Annotated in this window: 23 protein-coding genes and 4 tRNA genes; 22 read left to right on the top strand and 5 right to left on the bottom strand. The window is 44.6% G+C overall.

The genetic code is table 11. From position 1 onward, the window contains the following. Positions 1-9: 9 nt before the first annotated feature. Entirely contained in the window at positions 10-675 is a 666-nt protein-coding gene (locus tag PHS53_03090) for a phosphoribosyltransferase family protein (protein MDD5357105.1), read from the bottom strand. Positions 676-807: 132 nt separating this feature from the next. On the opposite strand from PHS53_03090, the gene pilM reads away from it, so the two are divergent. From pilM to PHS53_02990, 20 genes are all read left to right on the top strand, one after another. Then, on the top strand, positions 808-1,944 hold the full coding sequence (gene pilM, locus PHS53_03085; protein ID MDD5357104.1) for a type IV pilus assembly protein PilM: 1,137 nt from the start codon (positions 808-810) through the stop codon (positions 1,942-1,944). A 135-nt stretch (positions 1,945-2,079) separates the two neighbouring features. After that, entirely contained in the window at positions 2,080-2,751 is a 672-nt protein-coding gene (locus PHS53_03080) for a hypothetical protein (GenBank protein ID MDD5357103.1), read from the top strand. Positions 2,752-2,755: 4 nt separating this feature from the next. Beyond that, on the top strand, positions 2,756-3,307 hold the full coding sequence (gene pilO, locus PHS53_03075) for a type 4a pilus biogenesis protein PilO (protein ID MDD5357102.1): 552 nt from the start codon (positions 2,756-2,758) through the stop codon (positions 3,305-3,307). Positions 3,308-3,326: 19 nt separating this feature from the next. Beyond that, positions 3,327-3,680, top strand: coding sequence for a hypothetical protein (locus PHS53_03070; protein ID MDD5357101.1), 354 nt, complete (start codon positions 3,327-3,329; stop codon positions 3,678-3,680). Positions 3,681-3,711: 31 nt separating this feature from the next. After that, on the top strand, positions 3,712-5,448 hold the full coding sequence (locus PHS53_03065) for a GspE/PulE family protein (protein MDD5357100.1): 1,737 nt from the start codon (positions 3,712-3,714) through the stop codon (positions 5,446-5,448). A gap of 90 nt (positions 5,449-5,538) precedes the next feature. Next, positions 5,539-5,934, top strand: coding sequence for a response regulator (locus PHS53_03060; GenBank protein ID MDD5357099.1), 396 nt, complete (start codon positions 5,539-5,541; stop codon positions 5,932-5,934). Between the two features lie 125 nt (positions 5,935-6,059). Continuing rightward, a complete protein-coding gene (locus PHS53_03055; protein MDD5357098.1) occupies positions 6,060-7,121 on the top strand; it encodes a PilT/PilU family type 4a pilus ATPase in 1,062 nt (353 codons plus the stop codon). A gap of 7 nt (positions 7,122-7,128) precedes the next feature. Continuing rightward, positions 7,129-8,337: a type II secretion system F family protein gene (locus PHS53_03050; protein MDD5357097.1), complete on the top strand. Its 1,209-nt coding sequence runs from the start codon at positions 7,129-7,131 to the stop codon at positions 8,335-8,337. A 229-nt stretch (positions 8,338-8,566) separates the two neighbouring features. After that, positions 8,567-9,001 carry a type II secretion system protein gene (locus PHS53_03045; GenBank protein ID MDD5357096.1) on the top strand — a complete coding sequence of 145 codons (435 nt, stop codon included), beginning with the start codon at positions 8,567-8,569 and terminating at the stop codon, positions 8,999-9,001. A gap of 112 nt (positions 9,002-9,113) precedes the next feature. Then, the gene (locus tag PHS53_03040; GenBank protein MDD5357095.1) at positions 9,114-9,584 is read left to right on the top strand and encodes a prepilin-type N-terminal cleavage/methylation domain-containing protein; all 471 of its coding nucleotides are present in this window, start codon (positions 9,114-9,116) and stop codon (positions 9,582-9,584) included. Positions 9,585-9,626: 42 nt separating this feature from the next. Continuing rightward, the gene (locus PHS53_03035; protein MDD5357094.1) at positions 9,627-10,454 is read left to right on the top strand and encodes a prepilin peptidase; all 828 of its coding nucleotides are present in this window, start codon (positions 9,627-9,629) and stop codon (positions 10,452-10,454) included. Positions 10,455-10,459: 5 nt separating this feature from the next. Next, the gene (locus PHS53_03030; GenBank protein ID MDD5357093.1) at positions 10,460-11,137 is read left to right on the top strand and encodes a type II secretion system protein; all 678 of its coding nucleotides are present in this window, start codon (positions 10,460-10,462) and stop codon (positions 11,135-11,137) included. Then, positions 11,134-11,811 (top strand): type II secretion system protein, encoded by a 678-nt coding sequence (locus tag PHS53_03025; GenBank protein MDD5357092.1) that lies wholly within the window; start codon positions 11,134-11,136, stop codon positions 11,809-11,811. Before PHS53_03030 ends, PHS53_03025 begins: the two co-directional genes overlap by 4 nt. Positions 11,812-11,876: 65 nt before the next feature. Beyond that, entirely contained in the window at positions 11,877-12,356 is a 480-nt protein-coding gene (locus PHS53_03020; protein MDD5357091.1) for a hypothetical protein, read from the top strand. Between the two features lie 87 nt (positions 12,357-12,443). Beyond that, positions 12,444-12,995, top strand: a complete 552-nt coding sequence (locus PHS53_03015; GenBank protein ID MDD5357090.1) for a pilus assembly PilX N-terminal domain-containing protein — start codon at positions 12,444-12,446, stop codon at positions 12,993-12,995. Positions 12,996-13,058: 63 nt separating this feature from the next. Next, complete coding sequence (ligA, locus tag PHS53_03010) at positions 13,059-15,083, top strand: NAD-dependent DNA ligase LigA (protein MDD5357089.1); 2,025 nt, start codon at positions 13,059-13,061, stop codon at positions 15,081-15,083. A 13-nt stretch (positions 15,084-15,096) separates the two neighbouring features. Beyond that, positions 15,097-15,378: an Asp-tRNA(Asn)/Glu-tRNA(Gln) amidotransferase subunit GatC gene (gatC, locus tag PHS53_03005; GenBank protein MDD5357088.1), complete on the top strand. Its 282-nt coding sequence runs from the start codon at positions 15,097-15,099 to the stop codon at positions 15,376-15,378. Between the two features lie 72 nt (positions 15,379-15,450). After that, the gene (gene gatA, locus PHS53_03000; GenBank protein MDD5357087.1) at positions 15,451-16,887 is read left to right on the top strand and encodes an Asp-tRNA(Asn)/Glu-tRNA(Gln) amidotransferase subunit GatA; all 1,437 of its coding nucleotides are present in this window, start codon (positions 15,451-15,453) and stop codon (positions 16,885-16,887) included. A gap of 28 nt (positions 16,888-16,915) precedes the next feature. After that, positions 16,916-17,500 carry a hypothetical protein gene (locus PHS53_02995; GenBank protein MDD5357086.1) on the top strand — a complete coding sequence of 195 codons (585 nt, stop codon included), beginning with the start codon at positions 16,916-16,918 and terminating at the stop codon, positions 17,498-17,500. 63 nt (positions 17,501-17,563) lie between these two features. Continuing rightward, positions 17,564-17,635 (top strand) — tRNA-Met (locus PHS53_02990). 295 nt (positions 17,636-17,930) lie between these two features. Here the strand turns inward: PHS53_02990 and PHS53_02985 are convergent. The 4 genes from PHS53_02985 to PHS53_02970 all read right to left on the bottom strand — a co-directional run bounded on the left by PHS53_02985 (position 17,931) and on the right by PHS53_02970 (position 19,903). Beyond that, entirely contained in the window at positions 17,931-18,290 is a 360-nt protein-coding gene (locus PHS53_02985) for a hypothetical protein (GenBank protein MDD5357085.1), read from the bottom strand. A gap of 110 nt (positions 18,291-18,400) precedes the next feature. Further along, entirely contained in the window at positions 18,401-19,390 is a 990-nt protein-coding gene (locus PHS53_02980) for a hypothetical protein (GenBank protein ID MDD5357084.1), read from the bottom strand. A 322-nt stretch (positions 19,391-19,712) separates the two neighbouring features. Next, positions 19,713-19,784: transfer RNA gene (locus PHS53_02975), tRNA-Asp, on the bottom strand. Between the two features lie 48 nt (positions 19,785-19,832). Continuing rightward, a tRNA-Met gene (locus PHS53_02970) sits at positions 19,833-19,903 on the bottom strand. Between the two features lie 307 nt (positions 19,904-20,210). On the opposite strand from PHS53_02970, the gene PHS53_02965 reads away from it, so the two are divergent. Further along, the gene (locus PHS53_02965; protein ID MDD5357083.1) at positions 20,211-22,886 is read left to right on the top strand and encodes a hypothetical protein; all 2,676 of its coding nucleotides are present in this window, start codon (positions 20,211-20,213) and stop codon (positions 22,884-22,886) included. Positions 22,887-23,248: 362 nt separating this feature from the next. Further along, positions 23,249-23,321, top strand: a tRNA-Thr gene (locus PHS53_02960). The last annotated feature ends 1 nt before the right edge of the window (position 23,322 follow it).

The following is a 23,322-nucleotide window of genomic DNA, read 5'->3' as shown; positions in this document are numbered from 1 at the left end:
CACCTCATTTCAATGTGCTATTGCAAAGCAAACCACCTTTTTCGCTCCGGCTTTCGAGAGAATATGTTTTGCTTCCCAAAGTGTGGCACCCGTTGTTGCTACGTCGTCGATGAGAAAGATTGTTGTTCCCGTGACATTTTTGTTCCGAGCCACCGCAAAAGCGCCTCTTAGGTTTTGTAAGCGGTCATTTTTATTTTTTACTGACACTTGAGTTTTTGTCTCTCGTATCTTTTGAAGCGTTGAGATATCGAATGAAAATATTTTTTCTGTGTCATGTGTCTGCATCATTTCTACCAGAAGATGCACCTGATTGAATCCTTTTTCCCGAAGCCGTCCTTGTGAAGAGGGAATCGGGATAACAATGATTTTTGTTCTTTCTTCCGATGACTCTCTCTTGCGGGCTTCGCGAAGCATCCTTTCGTACAAAAGAGCGCTTAACAGAGAAGCGATTTTTCTATTTCCGCGATATTTGAGCTCCCAAATCGCTCGGCGCACTAAACTGTCCCTGTAAGGGAAAAGGATTTCGATATCGGCAGGCAAATTTCCTCTTTGGGCAACACTTTTCACTCGAGACGCAAATTCTTCCGGCCTCATCCTCTCAATATCCGAAGGGGGAAGGAGGAGATCGATACACCCGAAAAAGATTTTTCTAAAAAAGGCAGACAGTGTATTCATGGAGGTGATATGCAAGGCAATAACTTCTCAGTTGGGGGTATACACTGGCACTTACTTTGTTAAAAATGAGTGCCGGGGTATACTAATTGTAACCTTTTTTGCTAAAAATGTTTTTTCGATAGTACAGAACGTATGGAGAATCCTTTCAAAAAAATCTTCCAGGGAATGTTGAAACCGTCGAATCCGAGCGTACTCGGCATAGACATCGGCTCTTCTTCGATAAAAGTTGTCCAACTCAAAAAGAAAGGAGGGAAGGCAGTGCTCGAAACATACGGAGAGCTTGCTCTCGGTCCTTATTCCGGACTTGAGATGGGACGGGCGACAAATTTGCCTACTGAAAGAGTTAGTGAAGCGCTCAAGGATCTTTTGCGCGAAGCAAAAACAAGCACAAAGCAGTGCGGAGTGGCAATTCCCATTGGTTCTAGTATGGTGACGATGATCGAGCTTCCGAAAGTTCCCGAAAAAGAACTGGCGCAGATGATTCCGCTTGAGGCGCGAAAATATATTCCAGTTCCAATCTCGGAAGTGTCTCTCGATTGGTGGGTTATTCCGGAAGAACCAGCAGAAACATCTGAAGAAAGCGAAGCTGTGCAACCATCGGCGCCGGTTCTTGGAAAAGTAGAAAAAGTACAGGTGCTCATCGTGGCAATTCACAATGAAGTCATCAGCCGTTATCAAGACATCATTGCGAAAAGCGGGATCGAGGCAAGTTTCATCGAGATTGAAATCTTCAGCACCATACGAGCTCTCATCGACAAGAGTCCGGGGGCTATTATGATTATCGATCTTGGCGCAGGTTCTACAAAACTTTATATCGTGGATAGAGGCATTGTCCGCAATTCCCATACCATCAACCGGGGTTCTCAAGATATAACGATCGCTCTCTCGTCTTCACTTGGTGTCAGTATTCCCGAGGCGGAAAATATAAAACGCAGTTTCGGCGCTGTTCAGAGGACTGATGAAAAAGCAATTGCAGATACCATTTCTCTTACAACAGATTTCATTTTTTCTGAATCAAACCGAGTTCTCCAAAATTACCAGAAAAAATACAACAAGAATATTGCGAAAGTTGTTTTGGCTGGAGGGGGCTTGGGTTACAAAGGACTTCTTGAGTTGGCGAAGCATGCTTTTGAAGTAGAAGTGATGCTCGGAGAGCCGTTTTCTAAGGTAGAATTTCCCGCGTTTCTAGAACCCACCCTTCGCATGACTGGTTCCGAGTTCTCTGTTGCTATCGGAGTTGCCTTGAGACGCCTTCAGGAGTTGCCATAGGGGCAGCGTAAAGCGGTAAGCGTCGAGGGAGAGTTTCTTTCTATACGCTAAACGCTATCCGCTGTTCGCGAGTTATTCACAGATACCCCCTCTTTTCCGTAGTAAAAAGAGAGAGCGCATACTATAATAGAGAAGATGGATCCGAAGCTCCAAACATCTTTCATACCTAAAAAAGCTCTGAACGACGGGGCTGTCGTGTCTCGAGGAATAAATCTCGTTTCTCTTATTGTCGCAATTATTTTCATCATAACTCTCGCGACATCCGCAGGCGTTTATTTCTATTCAGGAGTTCTTGATAAACAGATTGACAAGGAAACGAAGACTTTAAAAGCGAATGAAGACGCGCTTGAATTGCCAACTCTTGAACAATATATCCGTCTTGATACCAGAATTGAAGCCGCAAAACAAATTCTTCACAATCACGTTGCAGTAACACCGATTTTTGATACGCTCCAGAAAACAGTTTTGAAATCCATTCAATTCTCGGATCTAACTCTTACCTTTGCTGGTCCAGATAAAATCACTTTGGCGATGAAAGGCCAGACACTCAATTACGGCTCGATCGCTTTTCAGTCAGACATTTTGTCGAAGGATGAAGGAGGTCTCATAAAAAATCCAATCTTTTCAGATTTGAATCTCGATCCGAGCGGAAATGTTACTTTCAGTTTTACATCCACGCTTGATCCGTCGCTCATTCTGTATGAAAGGAATTTGAACACTCCGCTTCCAGACACCACGTTTGATCAAACACAAAACGGAACAACGACCGATGTTACGGGAGATGCAAGCAGTACTCCTTTACAATAAGCATATGTTTAAAACACTCACACCAATTATTCTTCTTGTCGCTTCCATCGGGCTTTTTTTCGGATTTATCGATCCGCAGTACCAAGGCATTGTGGCAAAAAGAGTCAAGCTTGCTCAATATGATGAGGCGCTCGGGAAATCGAAAGACCTTGCTAACAGAAGAATTGAACTTTCAGAAAAATACAAATCCATCACTGATGAGGATCGGGTTCGGTTAAGCAAAATGCTTCCAAATGCCGTAGATAACGTCCGTCTCATCCTCGATATCAATTCTATCGCTAATCTCCATGGGATGAAAATTCGCAACACCAAGATAAATCAGGGACCATCAGCGGCTGATAAAAACAACTCTGTTATTGTTGACGAGAGAAAATATGATTCCATCGGTCTGGGCTTTACTGTCACTTCTTCGTACAATGAATTTTTTAACTTCCTGAACGACCTTGAGCATAGCTTGCGCATTACTGATATTGTGGGGCTTACCATCCGTCCTCAAAAGATAGGCGTTTACGATTTTTCTATAGACCTGAAGACGTATTGGTTAAAAGCGAAGTGATTCAAACAATATATTTTTTATGAAAACTATTATTATCATTCTTGTGCTCGTCGGCGCCGTGTTTCTTGGATATTGGTATTATGCAAGTCCTGTAAAAAACCCGGACAGCGCCCTTTTGACTCAAACAACCTCGTCCGGAGTCGATGATCAAGGACTTGTAATTGGGCAAAAGACCATCACCCTTCTTCAGGAGCTTGAGAAAGTAAATATTGACCGCAGCATTTTTGCTACAGCGGCTTTCCAAAGTCTCCAAGATTTTGGCGTCGAGATTCAGGCCGAGCCTATCGGCAGACCTGATCCTTTCGCTCCTGTCGGGTACGAAGATGGAAGTGTGAGTTCTTTGGGAACGATACCCGGAAGTACCGGAAGATAATCGTTCTTGAAGAAGCTTCTTTTTATAGACTATGACCCTTCTTGAAGCGCTCGCGCGTAAAAATCTTATATCAGAAAGCGATATCCCCGGCATAGAAGCGGAGATGTCTTCGACTGGCCAATCACTCGCGCAAGTTTTGGAAAAAAGGGGAATTAGCCCGGCGGAACTTATAAAAACTGGACGAGAAGCTGTTGATATCCCGGAAAGACATCTGGGAAGCACCAGAATTCCATACGATACGCTCAAGTATATTCCTGAGGAATCCGCGGTCCATTATAAATTCGCTCCGCTCGGGGTAACTGACGGCGTTCTCGAGGTTGGGCTTGTTGATCCGGAGGATATGGAAGCAAGGGATGCGCTCAATTTCATCTCCTCGAAAATCGGGATGCCCTTTAAGATTTTTTCTATCTCGGAAGATGATTTCAAAAAGATTGTCGATACCTACAAAGGCCTTTCGGGGGAGGTAACGAAAGCCTTGACTGATCTCCAGTCGGACGTTGCGGGGGATATGGGGGATAACATCGAAATATCCCGCTATGATGAAGACGGAGAAGAGGATATCTCGAAAGGGAAAGACGCGAAGATTATCGAGGATGCTCCTGTTACGAAAATTGTCGCCACCATCCTTCGCTACGCAATTGAAGGGAACGCTTCGGACGTCCACGTCGAGCCAATGCGGGATAATGTCCGAGTTCGTTTCCGCGTGGACGGAATTTTAAATACCAGTCTCATACTCCCCATCAATATAGAATCATCCGTTGCGGCCCGCATCAAGGTGCTTTCAAATATGAAGCTTGATGAAAAACGCAAGCCTCAAGACGGACGTTTTTCCGCGAAGATCGATGGAAGGAAGATCGACTTTCGTGTTTCAACATTCCCGACCTATTTCGGCGAGAAGGTGGTGATGCGAATTCTCGACCAGGAAAAGGGAGTCAAGAAGCTCGATGAGATGGGTTTGAGTCCAAGAAACATTGCGCTCCTCAAAGATGCAATCACTCGTCCGTATGGACTCATTCTCATTTCCGGTCCGACTGGTTCTGGAAAGACCACGACACTCTATTCTATGCTCAATGAAATTGATCGAGAGTCGAACAATGTACTTTCTCTCGAAGATCCGATCGAATATAACGTGCCGGGGATGAGTCAGTCGCAAGTCCGTCCAGAGATCGGGTACACTTTTGCAAACGGTTTGCGCACAACGCTCCGACAAGACCCGGACGTCATTATGGTCGGTGAAATTCGAGATAAAGAAACCGCCAAGCTTGCGGTGCAAGCCGCGCTTACCGGACACCTCGTGCTTTCGACCATTCACACCAACAATGCCGCAGGAGTGATTCCGCGACTTATCGATATGGGAGTTGACCCATATCTTATCGCACCAACGCTCATTCTTGCTGCTGCGCAAAGGCTTGTAGTAAAGATCTGCCCTGGTTCCGGAAAGCCAATTCCGATCGAAGGAAGCCTGAAAGCGATGGTTGAGACCACATTCGAAGACCTTCCCGAAAAGTTTAGAAAAGAAATAAAGATTCCGGATCATATATTAGGCATTGCTCCGACTCCGGAATGTCCGAGTGGAACTCGCGGGAGGTCTGCCGTCTTTGAAGTTTTGAAAATGGATAAGGAGCTTGACGCGATGCTTCTTAAAAGTCCGACAGAGGCTGAAATTATGAAGGTGGCAAGACAGCAGGGAATGCTTACTATGAAGGAAGATGGGCTCATAAAGGCTTTTAATGGGGAAATTCCATTTGAGGAAGTAAATAAGCTTTAAAGAGCGCTTAGATTTTCGGTGGATAACGTTTCTTCCAGAATCTTGTTTGGTATATAATAGAACCACTAACGTTTTTATTTGCATAGTCGCATGGACAAAGATAAAACATATAAATTGCTCATAGTCGATGACGACAAATTTCTTCTTGATATGTATTGTATGAAATTCAAGAAGGGGAACTTTGATGTTCACGGCGCTTCAAGCGGAGCCGACGCTCTTACAACTTTGAAGGGCGGATTTATTCCGGACATTCTTATCTTGGATTTGGTAATGCCGACAATGAGCGGGTTCCAACTCCTCGAAACGGTAAAGAAAGAGCATATTGCGGATAAAGCTGTTGTTGTTGTCCTGACCAATCAAGGCCAATCTCCGGATATTGAGAAAGCGAAATCGATGGGCGTAGATGGTTATATTGTGAAAGCTTCGACCATTCCATCAGAAGTCGTTGAGCAGGTCGTAAAAATTTTTAGTGAAAAGAAAAAATAAATGGTCCCGTTAGAAGCCGCGGTCACGGTTTAAATCAACAACAATCATTAAGATGAAAAATAGTCGAAACATTTACCACAATAACTTTATGCAGATCGCGTTGACCGCGACCTGCTTCTAACGGGATGGATTATACAAAAGAACTCGAAGAGCTGATTGAAATCGTGGTGCGAGAGGGTGGATCAGACATTCACTTTTCTGAAGGAATGCACCCTACTATTCGAGTTTCAGGTTTTCTTGTCCCCATTACTAAGAAACCCGTTCTTACAAAGACCGATACGCTTGGGTTTGTAACCGCGCTTTTAAGCCGCGAGAAGCGAGAGCTTTTTCTTAAGGAACAAGAAGCAGATTTTTCATACGCATACGGGAAATCAGCGCGCTTTCGGGGCAATGCTTTTTTTCAAAAGGGTTCTATTGGCATAGCGCTTCGTCTCATTCCGACTGTCATAAAAACTCTCCAAGATCTTCATCTCCCTCCGGTGCTTGAGACATTCACAAAAAAGCAACAAGGATTCTTTCTTGTTGTGGGCCCGGTTGGACAAGGGAAAACCACAACTCTTGCGAGTATGGTGGAGATGATCAATAACGACCGTCCGGAACACATCATCACCATCGAAGATCCGATCGAATTTATTTTTGAACCAAAGAAGAGCATCATTGACCAGCGAGAAGTGCATATAGATACCAAAGATTTCCATATCGCTCTTCAAAGTATTTTCCGTCAGGATATTGATGTGCTTATGGTGGGAGAGATGCGAGGTCTCGAAACTATTTCAACTGCTGTAACTGCGGCAGAGACAGGACATCTGGTGATGTCTACGCTTCACACCAATAACGCCGCACAGACCATTGACCGAATCATTGACTCATTCCCGCCGGACCAGCAGGATCAAATTCGCACCCAGCTCTCTGAATCAATGAGCGGTATTTTCTCTCAACGCCTCATTCCCCGCATTTCCGGGGGCCTTATTCCGGCTTACGAGCTTCTCATCAACACCAACGCTGTCGCGAACCTTATCCGTGAGAAACGCACTCACGAAATAAATACTGTCATTGAAACAGGCCTTGAAGAAGGGATGATTGATATGAACCGATGCCTCGCTGATCTTGTTCGCGCGGGAGAAATAAGTGTCGAGAATGCGTACCTACGCTCCTTTAATCCAAAGACTTTGAAGAAGCTTTTGTAATTTTATTATGCTTTTTAATTACACGTCAGTAGACACGAAGGGGCAATCCATTCCAGGCTCGATCGAGGCGGTGAATATCGATGTGGCGATTAATTCTCTGCAGAGGCGGGGACTTACTGTTTCTTCCATTACGCCCGCCGACAAACCGCAAGGCTTCTTGAAGCATAATATTTCTCTTTTCGACAGGGTTTCGAATGGTGAAGTCGTCATCCTTTCTCGCCAGATTTCAACCCTTTTCGAAGCGCAAGTTTCAGCTCTACGCGTTTTTCAGCTTCTTGGCGAACAACAAGAGAATCCTGTTCTCAAAAAAGCTCTTTTGGAAGTTTCTACTGATATTCAGGGCGGTTCAACAATCTCAAAGGCTCTGGCAAAATTTCCCAAAATATTTTCTGACTTTTTCGTAAATATGGTGGTTTCAGGAGAGGAATCAGGGAAACTGGATATGACTTTCCAGTTTCTGGCCGATTATCTCGACCGCTCCTATGCGGTGACGATGAAGGCAAGAAACGCCCTCATTTACCCTGCTTTTATTATCGTTACGTTTTTTTCGGTGATGATTCTTATGTTTACGATGGTTATTCCCCGTATTAGTTCCATTCTTATTGATTCAGGACAGGCGATTCCTTTTGTGACGAGGGTGATTATTACTATCAGCAGTTTCTTGGTCAATTATGGTGTCTTTGCCGTCATCATCCTTATTATCTGCGGAATTTTGCTTTTCAGATTTTTCCGCACGGATGCGGGGAGTATGTCGCTTGCTCGTTTTAAAATTACGATGCCGTATATCGGAACTCTCTATAAAAAACTTTACCTTTCGCGAATTGCTGATAATTTAAATACGATGATCCTCTCCGGAATTCCAATGCTTCGTGTGCTTGAAATCACGACTGCGGTGGTTGGAAACAGGGTCTACGAAGACATTTTGAAGCGTTGTTATGAAGCGGTGAAAGCCGGAAGCGCTCTTTCGGATGCGCTTGCAAGAAGTCCGGAGATTCCAGGCATTATGATGCAGATGATCAAAGTCGGTGAAGAAACCGGAGAACTCGGAAATATCATGAAAACTCTTGCGAAGTTCTACCAAAGAGAAGTGGAGACTACGGTGGATACTCTTGTTGACCTTATCGAACCGGCGATGATCGTAGTTTTGGGCGCTGGAATCGGATTTCTCTTGGTTGCAGTGCTCCTCCCAATTTACAACCTCTCATCGGCCTTTTAGGGCAGCGTAAAGCGTTTAGCGTCGAACGGTAAGTAAATTTCTGGCTTTTCCTGAACGCTATCCGCTCGCCGCTCTACGCTGTTCGGGTTATCCACACCCCGTTTGTTTCATTGTTGTATAATAGTATGAGCGCTACATATGATCTCTCTAAGGCGATACTTAGGGAAGAAGTAAAGTCGCATTTTATAGTTAGTATATTATTAACAACATTATTAGTAACAATTAAAGTATGAATAAGAAAAAAGGTTTTACATTGATCGAACTCCTCGTGGTCATCGCGATCATCGGTATTCTTTCAGCAATCGTTCTTGCATCTTTGAGCACTGCTCGAAACAAGGGCAAACAAGCATCTGCGATCGGAAGTTTGAGTTCGATGAGAGCACAAGCTGAGTTGACTAACAATAATGGCACCTACGCCTCTGATCTTTGTACGAACGGACTTAACAATCTTGTAGTTGCTGCAAATGCGCAAGCTGGTGCGGGCAAAACAAAGTGCGGTATAAGTACTGATTTGTATTCGTGGGCTGCTGAAGTTGACTTGACGGGAATAGGGGGCGCAGGGGGTGCCAGTTATTTCTGTGTTGATAGTACTGGTGCGGCAACCTCAACGAGCGCTACATCTATTACTACCGGTACTGGTAGTGGCGATGTTATCTGCGGGTAGTTTCTTCAGAAAGTTTCTCAAAAACACCGCTTAGGCGGTGTTTTTGTTATCAACAATCTTTCTCTGGTCTCTCTTGTTTTTAAAATGTACAATGATTTCATACTTTTCTTTTATGTCTTCTAGAAAAAAAGGCTTTACCCTTATCGAACTTCTTGTCGTAATTACGATTATCGCTATTTTGGCTCTGATTGTAATCGTTTCTTTGAGTGCTTCTCGAGCTAAAACCGCCGATGCGGGCATCCAAAGCGAGCTTAAGGAAGCACAAAAACAAATAGAGCTCTACTATGCAACGAATGGGAATTATGGAATTACCTATGGACCGGGCTTCTGTGGTTTTGGAGGTACTGTTTTCAGTAATACTAAAGTGAGATCTATTCTCGACAATGCTGGAAAATTAAGCGGAGGAAGCGGGGTGAGTCAGGGGAAATGTGTATCCAGACCTAACTCCTGGGCGATTTCAATGCCACTTAAAACAAGCTCAGCGCATTCTTGGTGTGTTGATAGTAACGGTGTCTCGAGAAGGGTTAGTCCAAGTGTGGCTGATCAAGGATTTAGTTCAGGCGTGTGTAAAGCTGGCTCCTAATTTTCGTCTATCATTGCCAAACTCGTTATATAATAGAAGTCTATGATTTTCTTCTTCGGACTTCTCGTCTTTATTTTCGGGCTTATCATTGGAAGCTTTCTGAACGTGGTTATTTTGCGGTATAACACCGGCACCACTATCGGCGGGCGCTCCTACTGTTTCTCCTGCGGAAAAATACTTCGCTGGTACGAACTCGTTCCGCTTTTGAGTTTCTTAATTCAGCTTGGTAAGTGCCGTTCCTGCAAAGCGAAAATATCATGGCAATATCCTCTTGTTGAATTTTCAACCGGAGTACTTTTCGTTCTCACAGCCTTACGCTTTCAGTTTGAAGTCTCTAGTCTGCCGACAATCTTGTTTTATTTCGTTATCGAGAGCCTCCTTGTGATTATTACTGTCTATGACATACGACACAAAATCATTCCTGACGGGCTCGTCTACGCTTTCGCTCTGCTTTCCCTTGGTAGGATGATTCTTTTGTATTTTTACCCTATACCCTTTACCCTCCACCCTGTACCCTTCGATTTTCTTGCGGGGCCAATTCTTTTTCTTTTTCCATTCTTCTTCCTCTGGTTCATATCAAAGGGGCGTTGGATGGGACTTGGTGACGCGAAGCTTTCTCTCGGTATCGGATGGTTCTTGGGCCTTGCCTATGGCGTTTCAGCAATAATTCTCGGCTTTTGGATTGGAGCGGGGGTAAGCGTACTTCTTCTTCTTTTCCAAAAAATAATGAGGGGGAAAACCTCGTTGATATCTCTCCCGGGAAACCTTACAATGAAGAGTGAGATCCCGTTCGGACCGTTCCTTATTCTCGGCGCTCTTTTGGTGTTCTTTTTGCATTTTGATATCACGGGTCTCTCGAATTTTCTCTAGTCTTTATGATTTCTTTCTTTAAAAAATTTTCAAAGAAAAGCTTAAGAGGGTTTACTTTGATAGAGCTTGTCGTCGTTATAGCGATCATGGGTATTGTAACGACCGTTGTCATTTATAATTACCAAAACTTTAATAGCACCACTCTCGTTACGAACTACGCGTATGAAGTGGCTTTTGCTATCAAAGAAGCGCAAGTGTACGGCTTGAGCGTGCTCGGTGGAAGCGATGCGGCAGCTTTCCAGCGCGGGTATGGCATTCATTTCGACAAGGATAGCTTGGGAAATATTTCAACTGCTACTTTTATTTTATTCGCTGATCGTCCACTTGATTCTTCTTCTCCTGTCGGGGATGGTGTGTATATATCAGGCCAAGCAAACGATGGAAGTCCTGTAAAGACTTATAGTTTTTCCGGGAGATACAAAGTCGACACATTTTGCACCGCTGTGGGTGACGAGGCAGCAGTTAATTGCGGGGATGCTACTCACCTGAACAAAAAACTCGATATCACTTTTGTGCGTCCAAATCCCGATGCCAGGATTATAATGTCTGAAGACGGAGGGGTGACAACCGGCACGCAAAGCAGAGCGGAAATTACCATAATCTCTCCGCAAGGCAAGAAAAAGAAAATCGTGGTGTATTCTACTGGCCAGATATCAATACCACAAGATGTTCCAACGCCATGAAATTCTCTAAAAAATTAAAACAAACAAGTGGTTTTACTTTAATCGAAATGATGGTGGCGGTTTCGATTTTTGCCATTGTCATGACCATCAGTATGGCCGCACTTTTGAATATTATTGCACTCAACAAGAAATCGCAGGCGGTAAAGACCATTATGAACAACTTGAACTTTGCCATGGAAGAAATGTCCCGCGATATTCGGTTCGGTCTTAATTATGAATGTAATAGTGTGGGATATTATGTTTTAAGTACCCCAGGGCATAACCATGCGGGGGATGGTTGTAATCCTCCTGGTACTCCATTTCATTACGTATCTTTCACATTTGAAGGAATAAGGGATCCGAACAAAATTGTTTACTATTATTTAAAATCACATGATGTGGGTACGGACACTAATTGTTCTCAAATTTGGAAATATACCACCAAGCCGGATGGGACATTGATAGGAAACAATCCCATTACTGCGCCGGAGGTATGCATCCAAGATACCCACGCTCCAACCTCTGATGATGGCATAAATGGTCTCAAATTTTACGTTTTAGACGCGAGTGTTTCTGATCTTGCTAATAAGCAGGCGAGGGTGCTTGTAATTGTTTCCGGCTATACAGGATCTGGAAAGAGTAAAACTATGTTCAATCTTCAAACCACGGAAACCCAGCGTCAACTAAATATCTGATGAAATATTTGATACATAAAAAAACAGATGATACGAAAAAGGGTTTCACCCTAGTTGAAACTCTGATGGCCATCTCCATTCTTATGATTGCCGTGATTGTCCCTTTGAGTATCGTGGCGAATGCTCTCCAGGCTTCCTACTTTGCCCGAGATCAGATTACTGCTGCATACCTCGCGCAGGATGTTATTGAATATGTTCGAAGTTTGAGAGATGGTGACGCTATAACGTCTGTGAAAACCACTTCGCCGCAAAACAGCTGGGCGAGTGCTCTCACAGCTTGTGCGGGTGCGAATGGTTGCGACATCGATACTATTAACGGTAACGTGGCAAGCTGGAGTGCCCCTTTGAAATATGACGAGTCTTCAGGCTTATACCATTCTTCGAGTGGATCTGGAGACGCGTCTCGATTTGCGAGAAAAGTAAAAATTTCAGGAAATGCGCCAGAATACAAAGTTGATGTTGAAGTAACGTGGACTGGAAGTATCGCAAGCAATGGCAACAGTAAAATCCAAGTGAGCGAGTCGCTCTTTAATGTCTGGCAATAAGAATGAATCCCGTTAGAAGCAACAAATATTTACATGCCATGTTTCATTTTGACCACCATAAGCTAAACATAGTAAGCTTCTAACGGGATGAAAAAGATTTTTCAAAAAAAGAACATACTTAAATATAAGAAGGGAATTACGGTACTTATTGCTGCTCTTGTGGCGAGTATCTTGCTCGCTATAGGCCTCTCTATTTTCAATACGACGGTGAAGGATCTCTTTTTTGCTTCTACCTCAAAACAGTCAGAGATCGCTTTTTACGCGGCTGATACGGCAGCGGAGTGCGCACAATACTTCGATATTGGTTTTCCAGGACAGGTGTTTGCTACGTCTTCCATTCCAATAGTCCCTGCTCCGACCAGTAGGTTTTGCGTGACTTTTGATATCACGAACCCTGGACAGAACGCATCTGGGAGTTATTGGGATCCAGGCACCCCAACCGTATCTTCTGCAACTACTAAATTCAAACTTCACTTCCCGAGTCCCATAAAGGCTTGTGCGGAAGTTACTGTGACGAAAGAGGGTCTTCCTGACGGAATAAATAGCAAGACTACGATAAGTTCTTTTGGTTACGACACTACCTGCGAAAAGATTTCCAACCCCCGCACAGTACAAAGAGGGATTCAGTTTAGTTACTAATACTTACAAAACCTTTTTTCGAAATGGGATTACACCTGCCCGGCTTTTTGCTAGTATAGAGCAATGCAGAAAGGCACAATTTCGAAGGAAATCATCGAGCGACTAGGCAAACTCAAGAAAACCATTGAGGAATTTCGCTATGCTTCGCATGTTTTGAACGAATCTCCTATTTCCGAAGAGGCGCTTGATTCGCTGAAACGCGAGCTTGTTGAGATTGAAACGAAATATCCGGAACTCATAACGGCCGACTCTCCAAGCCAGCGAGTTGCAGGAAAACCGCTCGAACAATTCAAAAAGGTGAAGCATAAAGTGGCGCAATGGTCGCTCAATGACGCTTTTACCGAGGAAGATATTAAAAACTTTGATGAACGAGTGAAGCGGTTCTTGAAAGACGCAGGAATCACAAAAACGCCTACTTATACATGCGAATTGAAAATCGATGGGCTCAAAGTAGTGCTTGAATACGAAAAAGGGCTTTTAAAAACCGCTGCGACTCGCGGAGATGGCGTTGTGGGGGAGGATGTAACAATGAATGTGCGAACAATCCAATCTGTACCAATTCGTCTCGCAGAACCGGTGAATTGTATTGTCGAAGGCGAAGTGTGGTTGGGAAAGAAACAACTCGAAAATTTAAACAAAGAACAAAAAAAGAAAGGGCTGGAGCCGTATGCGAATCCCCGAAATCTTGCAGCAGGGACCATCCGCCAGCTTGATCCGAAAATGGTGGAAGAGCGCAAACTTGATTCATTTCTGTACGACTTGGCAGAGTTCAATGGGAGATTACCAAAATCGCAGGAAGAAGAATTGAATTTTTTGAAAAAACTCGGGTTTAAAGTCAATCCGCACTTTACTCTCTGCAAAGATATCTCGGAAATTATCGCCTTCTGGAAGAAGTGGGAGAAAGCAAAAGAGAAAGAAAATTACTTGATCGACGGTGTTGTTGTGAAAGTAAATGAGATCGAATTTCAAGAAGCGCTTGGCTATACCGGCAAAGCTCCGCGCTGGGCTATCGCTTTCAAATTTGCCGCCGAGCAAGTGACGACTGTGGTGGAAGATATTACTCTTCAGGTAGGACGTACGGGAGTTTTGACGCCCGTTGCCCATTTACGCCCCGTTTCTGTTGCGGGCTCTACTGTCTCCCGAGCGACTCTTCATAATGAAGATGAAATAAAACGCCTCGATGTCCGAATTGGGGACACGGTAATTCTCCAAAAAGCGGGGGATGTTATTCCCGACATTGTGAAAGTGCTGACAGAAATGCGCACAGGAAAAGAAAAAGCATATAAATGGCCGACGCATGTTCCTGAATGCGGAGGAGATGGGAAGATAGAACGGATTCCCGGGCAGGCAGCGTGGAGATGTGTGAATAAAAATTCGTTCGCGCAACAGAAAAGAAAGTTCTATCATTTTGTTTCAAAGCACGCATATGATATCGAGCACGTGGGCCCGAAAAATATCGATGTGCTTCTCGATAACGGACTCATCGCAGATTTTGCAGATATTTTTACATTGAAACGGGGCGATCTACTGGCGCTTCCGCGTATGGCAGAAAAGTCGGTAGACAATATGCTCTCTTCGATCCAGATGGCACGAAAAGTCCCATTTGCTCGCTTTATTATTTCTCTCTCGATTCCGCAAGTGGGTGAGGAGACCGCGAATGATCTGGCAGACCATTTTGGAAAGCTTTCGAAATTGCAAGAAGCGAATTTTGAGACATTGCAATCAATTTATGGAGTAGGGGATGTGGTGGCAAAATCAATCGTGGAGTGGTTCCAAGACAAACATAACCAGAAACTCGTTAACAGGCTTCTTGAGCAGGTGAAAATTATTTCTCCAGAAAAAAAGGAGGCCGGCTCGCTGTCGCTCGCCGGCAAAACTTTTGTGCTTACGGGTACCCTTTCTTCATTAGATCGAGATCAAGCCGGGGCGAAAATCAGAGCGCTTGGAGGAAATGTCTCAAGTTCCGTATCAAAAAATACTTCATATGTGGTTGCGGGAGAAAGCGCTGGGTCAAAATATGATAAGGCGATAGAACTTGGTGTGCCAGTTTTGAATGAAGAAGCGTTTTTGAAGATGCTAAAAAACTGATATAGTTACGGCTATGATTTCCACACAGGACATAGAAAAGCTTGCGAATCTCGCTCGAATCGAGCTCAAAGATGATGAGAAAGCAGTACTCGCAAAGGAGATCGACGGTATTTTGGGCTACATCGATGAGATAAAAACCGCCGGTTCGAAAGATATTGTTCGAGCAAAAGAGCCTGTCAGAAATGTGTTCCGAGACGATAAAGATGCACATGAATCCGGCGCTCATACTGATGCGCTTGTTGCGGAATTCCCGAGAAAAGAGGGAAACTATTTGAAAGTGAAGAAGATCTTGTAACGTGTAGCGCGCAACGTATAACGAATTTGATTCCCGTTACACGTTACAAGTTATACGTTACACCAGTACACAATGAAAATAAATTTAGAAAACTTAACAATAAAATCTGCACATGACGCTCTTGTCCACGGTGACTTTACTGCAGTGGAGCTTGCCGAGACATATCTTGCGGAAATAAAAAAGAAAAATACAGACCTAAACGCTTATTTGGAAATATACGATGATGTCCTTCTACAAGCAAAAGAAGCTGACAAAATAATGAAATCAGGGAAAGCGGGAATGCTTACCGGAATTCCGCTTGCTATCAAAGACAACATCTTAATAAAAGGACGTACCGCAAGCTCCGCCTCAAAAATGTTGGAAAAATATCTTGCGACTTATGATGCTACTGCGATTGAAAAGCTCAAAAAAAGCGGAGCTGTTTTCCTTGGGCGTACCAATATGGATGAATTTGCTTTAGGCGGTTCAACAGAAAATTCTGCATTTGGTGTGACGAAAAATTCTCACGACGCAACGCGGGTTGCTGGAGGGACGTCCGGTGGTTCGGCGGTGGCAGTCGCTTCTTCCATAGCTTTAGCTTCTTTAGGATCTGATACTGGCGGTTCGATCCGCCAGCCGGCAAGTTTCAACGGTGTCGTGGGGTTGAAGCCCACCTATGGAGCAGTCTCTCGGTCTGGCCTTATGGCAGCGGTTTCATCTTTTGACCAAATTGGTCCAATTACAAAGACAGTCACCGATGCAGAGATTCTTTTTCATGCAATTCGCGGGAAAGATGTTCTTGACGGAACTACTATCGACGAAGGGACGTATCCAAAGTTGCCTTTGAAAGGAAAGAAAAAATCTATTATCGGCGTTCCGTTTTCTTTCATGAAGCAGGGAGGAATTGAGAAAGATGTCTTGGCGAATTTAGATGAGTCGGTAAAAAAGCTGGAATCGCTCGGGCATGAGGTGAAAGATATTTCTTTGCCAAGTATGAAATATTGCTTGTCTGTATATTACATTCTGAACTTCGCAGAAGTGTCCTCAAACCTCGCTCGCTTTGATGGAGTAAAATACGGCCTTCATTCGGAAGGGGACAATCTCACCAAAGATTATTTCCAAACTCGAGCGTTTGGTTTTGGAAAAGAAGTCCGTCAAAGAATAATTCTCGGTACCTACGTTCTCTCCACTGGTTATTACGACGCATACTACAACAAAGCGAATATTGTCCGCGGACTTCTCAAAGAGGATTTTAGAAAGGCCTTTGAAACCGTGGATTTGATTCTGACTCCGACTACTCCATCTCCGGCGTTTAAAATTGGAGAGAAGGCCAATGATCCGGTGCAGATGTATCTTGCAGACATCTTTACTGTAACAGCGAATCTTGTTGGTACTCCAGCAATCTCGGTTCCGTCAGGCTTTTCAAAAACAAAAGAGGGAAAAAATTTGCCTCTCGGCATTCAGTTCACAGCTAATCACGGCCGAGAAGAACTCCTTTTTGCTGTGGGTAAAGAATTTTTAGGCGAGTAGTTTCTTGATATAATAGTTCCATACAACCATGGACCCCTCATCTTCTTTTCTGGAATATTTCTTCGGCTCGATCATTGATTTCATTACGAACTTTTCTGTATCGGATATTCTTGATTCTCTTAGTTCATTTTACGCGACTGTAAAAATTATCGGGATCATTTTGAGTCTCATCCTCATTTTTTTGTGCATCTATGCGGAAATAAATCTTCTTCGTGTTGAAAGAGAAGAGGATGAACACGAACGGCATCTTCGCGAACACTACAAAGCTCATCATGGCCACGGGAGCGGCCAGCCGTACACCAATACCCGATGGCTCAAGATCGTCGACCATATCAATTCTAAAAATCCGAGCGATTGGCGTCTTGCCATTCTTGAAGCAGATATTATTCTGGACGAAATGCTCTCAAAGATGGCGTATCATGGAGAAACCGTGAGCGATAAATTAAAATCTATTGATGAGAGCCAAATTTCTTCGATAAACAGCGCATGGGAAGCGCATAAAATACGAAATGCCATTGCTCATGAAGGAAGCGACTTTTTGATCTCGGAGAGGGAAGCGAGGCGCGTGATAGGCCTGTACGAAAAGGTATTTAAGGAGTTTCATTTTATCTGACAGTTTCCTCTCGGGCTTGTCTTGCAAAAAGCAATTTTTGCGGTATAATTTCGTCTTGTTTATAGCGGGGTAGGGTAACAGTATCCCGTCAGGCTCATAACCTGAAGATTGTCGGTGCGATTCCGACCCCCGCAACAAGAATAGAAAAAACCCTCACATATGTGAGGGTTTTTTCTATTCTTGTTGCTGGAGGGAGAAGGCAAACTGCTTTGCCTTCGGTCGGAATCGCAGGACGGAATATGTCGACATCAGTAGATGTCGACCATGAGTCGGGGTAGCGAAAATTTTTGCCTGGGCAAAAATTATTCGTGACCTATTCCGACCCCCGACAAGAAAATTATCTGCATCCTATTCCGTCCCTCAACAAAAATTACTCGTGACCGAATTTCCGACCCTTACAGGGTCAGTTGCACTTTCCATATGTTTTCCCTCACCTCACTTTCAAAATTTGATACAAACTAAAGACAACTCCTGAATTTACCATAACTGCGCCGGCAATGAGTGACCAGTCGTGGTAATAAATACCTTTCACGAAAAGGACGCATTGAACGATAAAAACCGCGATAGGTAGGACAACAGAGACATGGTCAGCACTTTTTGCCTTATGCACAATCCAGCCTTGATTGTAGTATCCGATAGCTACGATCACCCAGCCGATCGCAAGCACAATACTCCAAACGACTTGAGAGTTCCAAAAAATGTTGAATCCGACTAAACGGGTGTAAGCAAAAAGAGTACCCAAAACGACAAACAGCGCGCTCAGTGCTATCTCTGCATGTATTTTTTTCATTGATTCATTATAACAGAAACGGCGATTTGAATTTTAAAATAAAAACCCCTCGCACTGACGAACGTGCGAGGGCTTTGTCTGTGTATAGTATTTTCTGTGAATGTGCTTATTTACAATGGCGGTGGATAGCGTCTAACCGTGAATTTCTGGGCCCAACGATTTGGCACGGGTGCCATACAGCCCATGGAGATGATTTCGCCGAAACCATCACCGCGATCACAACAGAACAGATGACCAGGTCGAAGGCGTGATTCTATCGGCAAGAGTTGCTCTACCTCCTCGCCGTCTTCGAAACCCTTCACATCAGAGATAGTGAAGGGTTTCGGGTTTCCTCGTTGCGGTTGCCACATAACGGCTGGTTCTTGCCGGCGAACCACCAACACTTCCTCCAGTGTTGTTGCCTTCCACATCTGGTGGTGATCATTAAATTGCCACCAGTGCTGGCCACAAAACGGGCAGACCCAGGTTTTGTCATCCACTCCGCAGCCAGAGGGCAATTCTCTTTTCCCTCGAGAATCACCCGAAAGCGATTTACACCGCTTGCAGGGTCCCGAGGCGAATCGTACTCCGAGATCGACGCCAGACTCCCGGACCACATCAATGAACTTCTCTCCTTCTTTGTCCTCGGTGCCGAAAAGTTTCGTGTCATCCTTGACCTTGGCGAGGGCAAGAATGAACGGACCCCAGAAGTTAGAGCATCCGTTTATCTTCGCCATTTCTGGCGGATGTACGAAATCCAGACGCGGGACGTCGCATTGGCAGAAGAGGATGTGGGTCAAGTCTGCCACGACGGTCCCAACTTCTGTGCCGTATCCACGCAACAGGAGTGCTATTCGTGCAGGCTTGCCTGTTGTTTCGGGGTCGACGGTGCGCAAGAAAGCCCAGATCAGAGTATCAATCTGGACAGTTGATGACCAACATTCGATGCGGGTTGGTGGCGGAACCCTTTGCTGGACAGGAAAGTTGCAACAAACAGCAACATTCTCTTTCGCGAAGGTAACCACTTTCGCTGGTACAGAAACTTCATCCTGCGGGTCCTTTGAAGATCCCATGGCGTCCTGCCTTTCTTTTTCTGAGACCGATTCTTTATGAGAACACATCGCAGCACAATGCTACGGTATTCGAAAATTACAGTAGTTTTTGTACTTTGTCAATTTATTTTAGTAGAAGGGATTCGTTTGGGAATAAATTTGCTGAGGGGCGCTTTTCCCTACGGGAACAGTATCCCGATTGGATTTTTCCTACGAAAAAATGCTCAATCGGTTTCAGCATCCACTTGGGCGCTTCGGCTTACAGCCGCAGTACCCTCATTGGATTTTTTCTACGAAAAAATGCTCAATGAGGCGTCAGCACCCATGAGGAAGTGACCTTGGTCACTTCCTCAGCCCGCAAGCAAAAAGTCCCTTTCGGGACTTTTTCTTGCGCGGCTGATGGGTGCTGACCCCACGACCTCTCCCGTGACAGGGGAGCGTTCTACCGTTGAACTACAGCCGCATTGGTGGACTATAAATGTAGCAGATTTGCCGCTCTTTCGCAAAAAGGTGTCGATGAGTGGAATCGGACCACTGTCTAGGGCTTATGAGTCCCTCGTTCTACCATTGAACTACACCGACTTGTATTTCTCGTTCTACCATTGGTCACAAATATTTTTCTGCTGAAAAATTTCGCGACCCCGGCTCGGCACCTATGTGCCTCCGCCTTTAAAATGCTCCATGTATTCGCATTTTAACTACACCGACATACATTCTCTGAGTGTTTCATTGGAGAATATTGGAGAGCGTAGCATAATTTGGGCTTTAAATGAAGCACTGACGAGCTTTTTCTTTCCACAGGTTTCCTTTGTTCTCATGTGGTATCACGGTATAATAAAAGAGAAAAAAGAACGTCTCGTCGGCGTTTTTAAAGAGCTCATACAAAATAATGAAAAAACTATCCTATTTATTTCTTCTCTCTCTTTTAGTTTCTGCATCGATGCTAATCCAAACCGCTTCTTCTGTTCAGGCGGCAGATTATCTCGATAATCCACAGGTGAATGTTGCGGAGATCAACCTTCTCTCGGAGACCTTTCAGAGTGGGGACACGGTCGTCGGCACGTTTACCGTTGTAAACCAAAGTCCTATAGATGTTCCCAACATCTTCTACACGATTTCGCTTGTGGGGAATTATGAGGACGGTATTCCGGGAGATAGTTATGATACAAAAACATTCGGGCCGATCTCGCTTAAAGCTCAAGAGGTGAGAAGCGTTCCTTTTTCGTACAAACTTCCCGAGGCGGTAGGCGGAACGAATTTGGGAATTCAAATCAGGAATTTCTTAAAAAGCGGTGTTCCTATGGGTTGGCAAGACGCTCCCATAACTGTTACGGGGGGAAGCGCTTTTGCTAAAGTTACTGATGCGTATGTTGCGATTGGCCAGAGACAATTCGGTGTGCAAGAAGGTCCGGTGGTGAAAAGGGGTCAGTCAGCTTCACTCGTTGTCGCGTTATCTAATACGGGTACGGCGGCGATTTCCGTCACTCCGAAAATTTCGATTTTTGCCCAATCAATGCTCGGGAAACAAGTCACTACCCAAACCGGCGCTTCTCTTGATTTGCCCGCAAAGACCGGGAAAACCTCGACAATGTTATTACCCGTCTTCGATTACGCCGGAGGAGTGTATGCAGGAAGTGTTTCTTTTCTTGATGCAAATGGCGTTGCCCGAGCTCCTTCAATTCAATTCCGTTATATTGTTGCTGGCGATATTGGAAGTATCCAGTCCATCACTACAAAAAGTTCTTCCGTAAAATCCGGAGATATTATTTCTCTCATCGCAAACATCACTGGGGCGCCCTATGACATAGAGACAGGAGAGAGTATTGCTACTGGTACGGCGATGCTTAGTATTTCTGTTTTCAATGAAAAAGATGAACTGGTCGGGAAAAATAACGCTATGACTGTTGATTTAAGCGATTCAATAGCGCAAGCTGTGCAGATCGACGCACTGGCAGATGCAAAAGCGCTTCGAGTTGAATCGTCCCTTTCCTATAATGGTGCAGTACTCTCTTCGTATAATCAGCCTCTTTCAAGCAACTACGATGAAGAAAAGGCAAATGCTCTTATCAACGAGGGAAATAAGTTGCCAATTGTTCCTATTGCGGTTGTGGTAGCTATTATTCTTATAGGAATCTTAGTTGTCATCGCTGTGTTTAAGAAAAAAGTGCAACCGACCGCGCTGGTGCTTATTTTCGCGGTAGGAGTTTTAGGATTAGTATTTTACGGCGGGTCGCCTTCACTCAGAGCGGCAAATAAAGCTTCAAATGGTTCTTCTAGCATAGCGGCACTTAATGCTGCGGAAAGGGAAGCGGCCGCGCAAGCGAGAAAGGACGCTGCTGCAGCAAAAAAAGCGGCAAGACTAGCTGCAAAGCCGATTATCGCCGCTTTTCTCAAAGTGGACGGTAAAAAAGTATTTGCTGCGCTAAATAAACAGGTTGCAAATGGCAAGAAGCCTGCATGGGAAGATATCGTCGCAAATGTGGAAGCGGGGCGCGGGGTGCCGGCCGTTGATGTTGATAATCAGGTGAATGTAAATCAGAAAAATGGGAAGGAGACTGCTCATACTATTGCCCCATCAGTTTATGGATCAATAGCAGTCAACACAGACGGTACGTACAATGTTGTGCTTAATGTTTTTAGTCCCGCTTGTGGGAATTCCCCGGGAGACATTACAGCAGAGCTTTTGAGTGTGCCTGGAAATCCTTTGCCTGCGGCATCAAGAGTTAAAACCAAAAGAGCGGGAGGCCATACATTTCTTGTAAGCGAATCAACCTTCTCTTTCGGACCTTTTGTTATGCCGACTGAACCAGGAACTTATGAAGTTGTAGGAAGGGTCACAAATAAAGTGAATTTGGGTCAGCGTGTAGGGATTACTGATTTCCATATCTCTTTCACTGTTCCTGGGCAAAATATTTGTACTGATCCTGAAGCGATCAATAACGGTGAAGAGGGGGATTGTTCCTACAATTCACTTTGTACTGATGTAAATGCTGACAATACTGGAGAACCAAGGCCTTGCCGATATAGCGAGGCGACGCCGACTCCTGTGGGAGTAACTCCAACGCCGGAGGTAGAATGTGATGGTATCCACGGCGATGCAACTTGTCCGACTCCAACTCCGGTACCCCCAGCGTGTAATTTCGATGATCATATTCTTGTAGACAACGTCTGCGTGCCGAGACCAGCTCCCGCGGTGATTCAAAATATGACTTTCAGAGCAAATCCAGCTCTTATCTCAAAAGGGAATCAGTGCAACCTTGAAGTAAGTGTTGGTAGTAATTACAGGCCGACCTGTTCTATAACCGGAGCCGGATTCGCGAGTCCGAACGAGTCATTTGCTGTTGATACTACAGGAGCGGTACAAGCAGATGGATCTGTTATTGCGACATTTACTGGCGCGCACGCATCTAACTTAAGCGGAGGAATTCAAACAACCCAAGTCTATTCATTGACCTGTACGTCTTGGAATGGAATAGAATCGCCGAATCCTGTGCGAAATGGAGATAGGGTTACACAAACACTGACGACCAATTGCAGAGTTATTCCTTCAGGTGCGGAAGAGTAGGTTCGCAGAGCTTTCGAATCAATCTCAAAAGGAAAACCGCCCGAAGGCGGTTTTCCTTTTGATTGAAAATCTCCCATAAATAGACTATTCTTACGTAGTTCTTTGTATGAATTCATAAGCCGATGTAGGTAAAGTTGGGGTGGGACCCAACTTTACAGACGGAGCCCGACGGGGCGAGTCGGGTGAAGAAGCGAAGCTTCTGCAAGACCTTGAGCGTTCTGTAATCAGAAGGCGAAAGGTGTACAGAATCTGTAGGATTCGCGGAATTTTTCAGTAGAAAAATCTGTGACCAGTTGGTAGAGTGTCAAGAAGAAGGCCGAAAGATTTTAGAAAAATACTTTTGACCCCAGAGTTTTTTATAAGCCGATGTAGCTCAGTTGGTAGAGCACGTCATTGGTAATGACGAGGTCTCCGGTTCAATCCCGGACATCGGCTC

It is taken from the genome of Candidatus Paceibacterota bacterium, assembly GCA_028714635.1.
Classification (GTDB): Bacteria; Patescibacteriota; Minisyncoccia; order Phycocordibacterales; family JAQTLZ01; genus JAQTLZ01.
Note: the sequence above shows the minus strand (reverse complement) of the source record. Positions and strands in the feature narration are given on the sequence as shown.

Excerpts from the sequence above, each read along its gene's own strand:
- PHS53_03090 (MDD5357105.1), bottom strand. The coding sequence starts at position 675 with ATGAATACACTGTCTGCCTTTTTTAGAAAAATCTTTTTCGGGTGTATC.
- pilM (MDD5357104.1), top strand. The coding sequence starts at position 808 with ATGGAGAATCCTTTCAAAAAAATCTTCCAGGGAATGTTGAAACCGTCG.
- PHS53_03080 (MDD5357103.1), top strand. The coding sequence starts at position 2,080 with ATGGATCCGAAGCTCCAAACATCTTTCATACCTAAAAAAGCTCTGAAC.
- pilO (MDD5357102.1), top strand. The coding sequence starts at position 2,756 with ATGTTTAAAACACTCACACCAATTATTCTTCTTGTCGCTTCCATCGGG.
- PHS53_03070 (MDD5357101.1), top strand. The coding sequence starts at position 3,327 with ATGAAAACTATTATTATCATTCTTGTGCTCGTCGGCGCCGTGTTTCTT.
- PHS53_03065 (MDD5357100.1), top strand. The coding sequence starts at position 3,712 with ATGACCCTTCTTGAAGCGCTCGCGCGTAAAAATCTTATATCAGAAAGC.
- PHS53_03060 (MDD5357099.1), top strand. The coding sequence starts at position 5,539 with ATGGACAAAGATAAAACATATAAATTGCTCATAGTCGATGACGACAAA.
- PHS53_03055 (MDD5357098.1), top strand. The coding sequence starts at position 6,060 with ATGGATTATACAAAAGAACTCGAAGAGCTGATTGAAATCGTGGTGCGA.
- PHS53_03050 (MDD5357097.1), top strand. The coding sequence starts at position 7,129 with ATGCTTTTTAATTACACGTCAGTAGACACGAAGGGGCAATCCATTCCA.
- PHS53_03045 (MDD5357096.1), top strand. The coding sequence starts at position 8,567 with ATGAATAAGAAAAAAGGTTTTACATTGATCGAACTCCTCGTGGTCATC.
- PHS53_03040 (MDD5357095.1), top strand. The coding sequence starts at position 9,114 with ATGTCTTCTAGAAAAAAAGGCTTTACCCTTATCGAACTTCTTGTCGTA.
- PHS53_03035 (MDD5357094.1), top strand. The coding sequence starts at position 9,627 with ATGATTTTCTTCTTCGGACTTCTCGTCTTTATTTTCGGGCTTATCATT.
- PHS53_03030 (MDD5357093.1), top strand. The coding sequence starts at position 10,460 with ATGATTTCTTTCTTTAAAAAATTTTCAAAGAAAAGCTTAAGAGGGTTT.
- PHS53_03025 (MDD5357092.1), top strand. The coding sequence starts at position 11,134 with ATGAAATTCTCTAAAAAATTAAAACAAACAAGTGGTTTTACTTTAATC.
- PHS53_03020 (MDD5357091.1), top strand. The coding sequence starts at position 11,877 with ATGGCCATCTCCATTCTTATGATTGCCGTGATTGTCCCTTTGAGTATC.
- PHS53_03015 (MDD5357090.1), top strand. The coding sequence starts at position 12,444 with ATGAAAAAGATTTTTCAAAAAAAGAACATACTTAAATATAAGAAGGGA.
- ligA (MDD5357089.1), top strand. The coding sequence starts at position 13,059 with ATGCAGAAAGGCACAATTTCGAAGGAAATCATCGAGCGACTAGGCAAA.
- gatC (MDD5357088.1), top strand. The coding sequence starts at position 15,097 with ATGATTTCCACACAGGACATAGAAAAGCTTGCGAATCTCGCTCGAATC.
- gatA (MDD5357087.1), top strand. The coding sequence starts at position 15,451 with ATGAAAATAAATTTAGAAAACTTAACAATAAAATCTGCACATGACGCT.
- PHS53_02995 (MDD5357086.1), top strand. The coding sequence starts at position 16,916 with ATGGACCCCTCATCTTCTTTTCTGGAATATTTCTTCGGCTCGATCATT.
- PHS53_02985 (MDD5357085.1), bottom strand. The coding sequence starts at position 18,290 with ATGAAAAAAATACATGCAGAGATAGCACTGAGCGCGCTGTTTGTCGTT.
- PHS53_02980 (MDD5357084.1), bottom strand. The coding sequence starts at position 19,390 with ATGTGTTCTCATAAAGAATCGGTCTCAGAAAAAGAAAGGCAGGACGCC.
- PHS53_02965 (MDD5357083.1), top strand. The coding sequence starts at position 20,211 with ATGAAAAAACTATCCTATTTATTTCTTCTCTCTCTTTTAGTTTCTGCA.